The organism is Calothrix sp. UHCC 0171 (genome assembly GCF_034931845.1).
In the GTDB taxonomy this organism is placed as follows: domain Bacteria; phylum Cyanobacteriota; class Cyanobacteriia; order Cyanobacteriales; family Nostocaceae; genus Brunnivagina.
Window position 1 is genome coordinate 1 of sequence record NZ_JAYGHN010000091.1, and the last position, 5,778, is coordinate 5,778.

Below are 5,778 nucleotides of genomic sequence, written 5' to 3' on the forward strand. Positions count from 1 at the left end.
GGTGATATTATTCCTTACTCACAAGCGACTACAAAGATTGAGATAGCAGCCACAAACCGACAAGGGAACCTTACTATTCCGTCATCATCGCCAAGTGAAATAATCCTAAATCCTGGCTTACAAGTCGAAGACCAACACATTATTAATCCAAATGATTCCGAGACTAATCAAATAATTGAAACGCCTACTTCTAGATTAAAGAAAAGAAATCCTGGCTTAATCAACGCAGTTAGTCAGTTAGCAAATCAACATGAAGTAAACGGGTTAATGCTAACTGGATTGGGGTTAAAAACAGGAATTTCTGTCACTGATACCCTGCAAGCTGAAGATAAACCAGATATTCAAAATGCTGGATTAGCAATAATTAAACGCTTTCAACAAGTTCTACCAGAAGAATTTATGACTTTGAAAGCGGGTGATTCTCCCCAATCTTTTAAATGGAAAGACCCAGAATCTAATAAACGATACCATTTTTACTTTGAAGCTGCTCAAACAGATGGATTTGGAGATACGATTTCATCTGCCTCGTTGAAAGGATTTGAAATTACCTCTGCTGCTGACTCAATACAACCAGTATTTATTGCAAATTTAATTGACGCTAAATACAACCGTTGGAGTATTGAACAGTGCGATTTCAACCAAAGACAAATTCAATCTTTAAATCTTGCTTGTAAATCCACAGCCCCACATCAGTCAAAAACAAGTGTAAGCAATATTAATGAGTCTTATCTGGAGATATAAATAATTGATTATGTCTACAAAATACCCATATCAATACCCTAACAATAACCCAAATACATTCATTATCATGAAGATAATTAGGTGGAATAAGGCTGATAGCATTGCAAGCTTATCTATTGGAATTGGATTGATTTATTTAGCTATCCGCGAACCATTATTAGTCGTAATCATCCTATCTTTATCTCTATTTTTCTACTGTTTAAGTAGGTTAATTATCCTTATCCCTTACTTAAATCATTTAGTTAAAAATAAGATTCACTTTTGGCAAATAGCAGGGTTAATTATCGGCATTACAGCAACCTTGACAATCTTTGAAATGCCAGCCCAGGCAATATTTTTGAGTGGATTAGAACAATATCTTACAAACATCGCTGAACAGAGTTCAACAGGAGGGACAAGTTCTATTGACCCGCAAGCGATCGCACTCGTTTTCAATGCGATTCGTGGAGTGTTTCTACTATTAGTAGGAGTTGCAGCGTTATTTGCCTATAACCAAGCACAGCAAGGTAATGATTGGAGACCAATAGCCACTCAAGCTGGTCTAGCAATTGGAATAATTTTAACCATCGATGTTATCACATTCCTGTTCATCGGAAACGGAACTACAACAGGAGGGTGAGCAATCTTGCAAGAGAGAGAAGTAATCAAGGTAAACAGAATATTAGGAAAACAAGCAGGGTTTGGTCCCGTTCCAGCCAATCAAATTATGCCGTGGCTGGCAATTATCACAATTTCCTATTTTATCTTTGACGGTTTACTAGGTTGGGGGATTCCTAAAGTCGCAGTTATTAGTTTTTGGTTGATTATTAGTTGGTGGTTTGTGACGGGAAAAGACCCAGATAAATACGTCAATCGTTTTCGTAAGCCTAAAGGTAAAAATTGGATAATTGGTGGGGCGATTTATGTGTCTCCTTTAATTTCTAGAAAAGTTAGAAATAAATTCAAAAATGAGAGGAGATAATGAAAACTCAAATACAAACAATTAACGCTAGCAAATTGAATCAAAAATTACAATATATCCCCTTTGAAAACGAACTTGACCTTTGCTGTATGGTTAGGATTGAAAGGGATAATCGCTGTATCGGAGGGTTTTTATTAAATAAAGGTGATATTTCCGAAGAAAATCAATTTCAAGTAGTTTTTGCATTTCAAATTAAGGGAATACACGACCAACTTTACCCAGAAGAAGTTACCGCAATATCCACTGGTATTTCCGAAGCTATGAAATTCATCCTTCCAGGAGAGAAATGTACTTTCCTTTTGGGAAGATATTCGGATGATTCGATGAGACAAGAACAACTGAATAAAATTACCGCAGGTTCTACTTTGCCACTCCCAACAATTTTAATTCGTAACGAACAAGCTCGAATTCAAGAATTAACTCGAAAAGGAACAAGGTCAACTTGGCAACAAATTGTTTTTTGTACTTGGACTGCGGATGCATTAGGAGAAAATAGAAGCGACCTTTTATCTAAATTAATTTACCAAGTAGCAAAATCGGGACGTTTCTTATTAGATAACTTTACCGGACGCATTTCCCAGCGACAGGAACAGCTTCTGAGTCAAGTTTTGATGAAAGCTTATACGGAAGGTTTTCTACAATGGGAAATGTTATTTAATACTAAAGCTGGATTGGAAATACAACCCCTCAATGATATTGAATTGTGGTCGTGGTTATGGGGTCGCTTTAATCAATATAATCCTCCAGAAATTCCGCAATTATTAGTTTTAAAAGAAGACACACTAATAGAAATTCAAAATTCGTTTAAACATTCAACAACAATTTTAATCGCGGGAGAAAGAGGAAAAAGCTCTTGTCCCGAACACCGTCAATGCACCAACCGTATCTATATCAAAGATAAAGTCTGCGGTGTATTAACGATGACAGATACCGTACCTGCTTGGATAAATGCGAAAGAACAAATTGCATGGATTTGGAAAGTCCTAAGTGAAAATCATGTTCGCGATACGGAAGCTTGGGTGGAAATCTCTCCTGCAAGTCGCTACCTCACTGAAGACAATTTACACCGTCAAGCGAAGCAAACCAAAGTTGCAAGGGAACGCGCTTTTCTCAAAGGGAGCGGTAGGGATGTGGGAGCGGAAATCAAACAAGAGGAAAGTTTCGACGCGCAGAAAAAATTATACAAAGGTGCTGTTCCTCTCAACTGCGCGGTGGTGTTTCTGGTTTATCGGGAAAATGCAGAAAGTCTGGATTTAGCCTGTGACTTGCTCTGTAACAGCTTCGGTACAGCCAAAATTGTGCGGGAAAAACACATCGCATCCCAAATTTGGTTAGAAACTTTACCCGTCACCTGGAGACGTATTTTACATTCGAGTTCGATTTTGAGCGAACGTCGCTTGGTGCTGGAAAGTGAAACCGTTGCGGGAGTTTTGCCGTTAACCCTTCCCAAGGAATTGGATACTCAGGGTGTAGAATTTTTGACTAATCGAGGAGGAAAACCTGTTTGCATAGACTTATTTACCCATACGCAACATGCCTTGATTACAGGAAAAACCGGTTCTGGAAAGTCGGTCTTATTGTGGCGATTTATGCTCGATGCACTGTCGCAGGGAATACCTGTAGTCGGGATGGATATTCCCGCAGCTGATGGGGAAAGTTCTTTCAAGACCGCGATCGCACTTCTTGGAGATGCGGGTGCATATTTCGATTTATCTCGTGCTTCCAATAATTTGATGGAACCTCCAGATTTGCGAAACTTCGATTCTGAGGAACGAGATTCGAGAATGAAATCCTGGCGTTTATTTATACGCAATGCGCTGGGAGTCATCGTCATGGGACGATTGGATGCACCCCATTTAGCGCAGAGAGTTGATGCCATACTTCTGCGATCGCTCGAAATCTTTCTCAGCGACCCCGATATCATCGAACGCTACAACCTCTCATTTTCTAAGGGTTGGAAATCTCCCGAATGGCAGGATATGCCTACTTTAAAAGATTTTACCCGTTTCTGTTCGATCGCTCGACTCAATATTTCCAAACCTGAAGCGATTGACCATCAAGCAATAAATCAAATAACCAGTCAAATTGCTGCATTATTGGTGAGTCCTTTGGGGAATGCGATCGCCAAACCGAGTAGCTTTTCTCCCGAACCGATGGTTAAATTTTACGCACTGACTGGGCTAAGTAATAACCAAGATTCCTACACGATGGCTGTTGCAGCGAAAGCAGCATGTTTGCGTGTTGCTCTTTCCTACCCGAAAAGCCTATTTATCGGTGATGAGCTTTCGGTGTTGTTCCGCAAGGATGGATTCAGTGCAATAGTGGGTGAACTTTGCGCTACCGCACGTAAGGATGGGCTGAGTATAGTTTTATCCAGCCAAGACCCGGATACGATTTGCCAATCTTCCGCAGCTGCAATGATTATGCAAAATATCAGTTACCGCATCACTGGTTGCATAACATCAAATGCAGTTGCATCGTTCCAAAACTATCTTTCCTACCCGGTTGAAGTCATCGCTCAAAATGCGTCCGAATCCTTCTTTCCCCGACGTTCGGATTTGTATTCATGTTGGCTAATCGAGAAAGGGGGACGATTTTGGCAAACTCGATTTTATCCGGGAGAAATGTCTCTAGCAGCAGTCGCAACTAATCAGGAGGAACGCATTACTCGTCGGGAAATTTTATCTCAATATCCCAATACTTTGAAGGGCAAATTACAGGGATTATCTGATTTTACGAAAGTTTATGTTGAAGCGATTAAATCAAACAAGGAATTAATCCAGATGCAAGAAGGAGCTAATTATGTCGAGAAATAACAAGAGAAATAGAAACTTGCGATCAAAAAAATATAAAGGAAGGTTCAAAAGTATTTCCGTGATTGGGATTACAGTTATAAGCATCAGTTTTACTGCGATCGCTCCTCCAATATTTGCAGCGACTTCAGATACAATCCAAAATAGAAAAATATCCCAAACTGCCACCGATACAATTAATAAAAACTCATCGGAGCAAATTCAAGGGTTTATCAATGATATTCGTTCTTTTGTTCGCGGTGATTTTTTTGGTAATATCTCGCAGATAGTTAAAAATGCGATCGGTTCGGTTGAAGTTCCCGATTTAGGTCAAGTTGTCAGCGAAATCATGAAAGGTTCATTACCGCAAGATGGGACTATAGCAAATAAGTTAGAGAATAAAATACCTAATTCCTACGCAATTCGCCAGGATTTAGCAAACCAAAGCGAAAGAGTTGGAGCCATCGAAGTTGCTCAAATAAAAACGCTTTCAAAAAATGCCCAACAAGAATCTAAATTAACGCTGGATAAAAGTGCTAATTCTGAACTTGAATCTAACCAAATGTCAGATGATTCGCAAAATTCCGATACTTCCCAACAAATCTTACAAAATATTTCTCGGCAATTACACAATAATTCAACTATTGCCGATTTGCAATTGCAGGAAGCATCACAAGCAAGACAGGATAGAGCTTTAGGGTTAACTTTAACTGCACAAGTTGCACAGGAATTAAATGCAGTAAATACACGCGATCGCCAAACTCAAATTTCTACTGGAAATAGCGCAGTATATCAAAGCTCATTATTAACAATGCCGGGTAGTTCTGTTTTTGATGCTGAGTCCTCTAATTAGAAATTTTCTATATGTTTCTCCCTCACTTTATTGCTCAGGTAACAGCACCAGATAATTATTCCGATTCCAGTATTGGAATTGGTTTAGTCAGGAGTAGCATCGAACTCAGCAAACAAACTGTTGAGTCCTGGAACAAGATTTGGGGAGATGTAGTTAACCCATCAGGTGCGCTATGGGCTGGATTATGTAATTTAGGGACAATTTTGGCTGCTTTAAGCATCATATTGTTCGCCATCAAAATGGCTGCTGATTATCAAGAAAAGCGATTTTTATGGTCAGAATTAGCAGCTTCGTTTATTTACCCATTGGTAATTGCTCTATTTTTGGGTGGAAATGGCTATTTACTTTCTCAAACTGTGCTTATCATCCGAAACATTGGTCATCAACAAGTAGTTAGCGTTCTCAATATTCAACTTGCTGATACCACGTTT

The 5,778-nt window shown here is 39.2% G+C and carries 4 protein-coding genes and 2 pseudogenes; all 6 read left to right on the plus strand.

Going from position 1 to position 5,778, the window contains the following annotated elements; translation table 11 throughout:
* Positions 1 to 741 (plus strand): annotated as a pseudogene (locus tag VB733_RS27185) (hypothetical protein); the annotation flags it as partial.
* A 10-nt stretch (positions 742 to 751) separates the two neighbouring features.
* Positions 752 to 1,360 carry a hypothetical protein gene (locus VB733_RS27190; protein WP_323343165.1) on the plus strand — a complete coding sequence of 203 codons (609 nt, stop codon included), beginning with the start codon at positions 752 to 754 and terminating at the stop codon, positions 1,358 to 1,360.
* A gap of 6 nt (positions 1,361 to 1,366) precedes the next feature.
* Positions 1,367 to 1,702, plus strand: a complete 336-nt coding sequence (locus tag VB733_RS27195) for a hypothetical protein (RefSeq protein WP_096614706.1) — start codon at positions 1,367 to 1,369, stop codon at positions 1,700 to 1,702.
* Positions 1,702 to 4,518 (plus strand): hypothetical protein, encoded by a 2,817-nt coding sequence (locus VB733_RS27200; RefSeq protein WP_323343166.1) that lies wholly within the window; start codon positions 1,702 to 1,704, stop codon positions 4,516 to 4,518. The genes VB733_RS27195 and VB733_RS27200 overlap by 1 nt, the downstream gene beginning before the upstream one ends.
* A complete protein-coding gene (locus tag VB733_RS27205) occupies positions 4,505 to 5,347 on the plus strand; it encodes a hypothetical protein (RefSeq protein ID WP_323343167.1) in 843 nt (280 codons plus the stop codon). Before VB733_RS27200 ends, VB733_RS27205 begins: the two co-directional genes overlap by 14 nt.
* An 11-nt stretch (positions 5,348 to 5,358) precedes the next feature.
* Positions 5,359 to 5,778: pseudogene (locus tag VB733_RS27210) on the plus strand (hypothetical protein); the annotation flags it as partial.

Bases quoted from the DNA above. Each gene is read 5' to 3' on its own strand.
- VB733_RS27205 (WP_323343167.1), top strand. From the start codon at position 4,505: ATGTCGAGAAATAACAAGAGAAATAGAAACTTGCGATCAAAAAAATAT.
- VB733_RS27200 (WP_323343166.1), top strand. From the start codon at position 1,702: ATGAAAACTCAAATACAAACAATTAACGCTAGCAAATTGAATCAAAAA.
- VB733_RS27190 (WP_323343165.1), top strand. From the start codon at position 752: ATGTCTACAAAATACCCATATCAATACCCTAACAATAACCCAAATACA.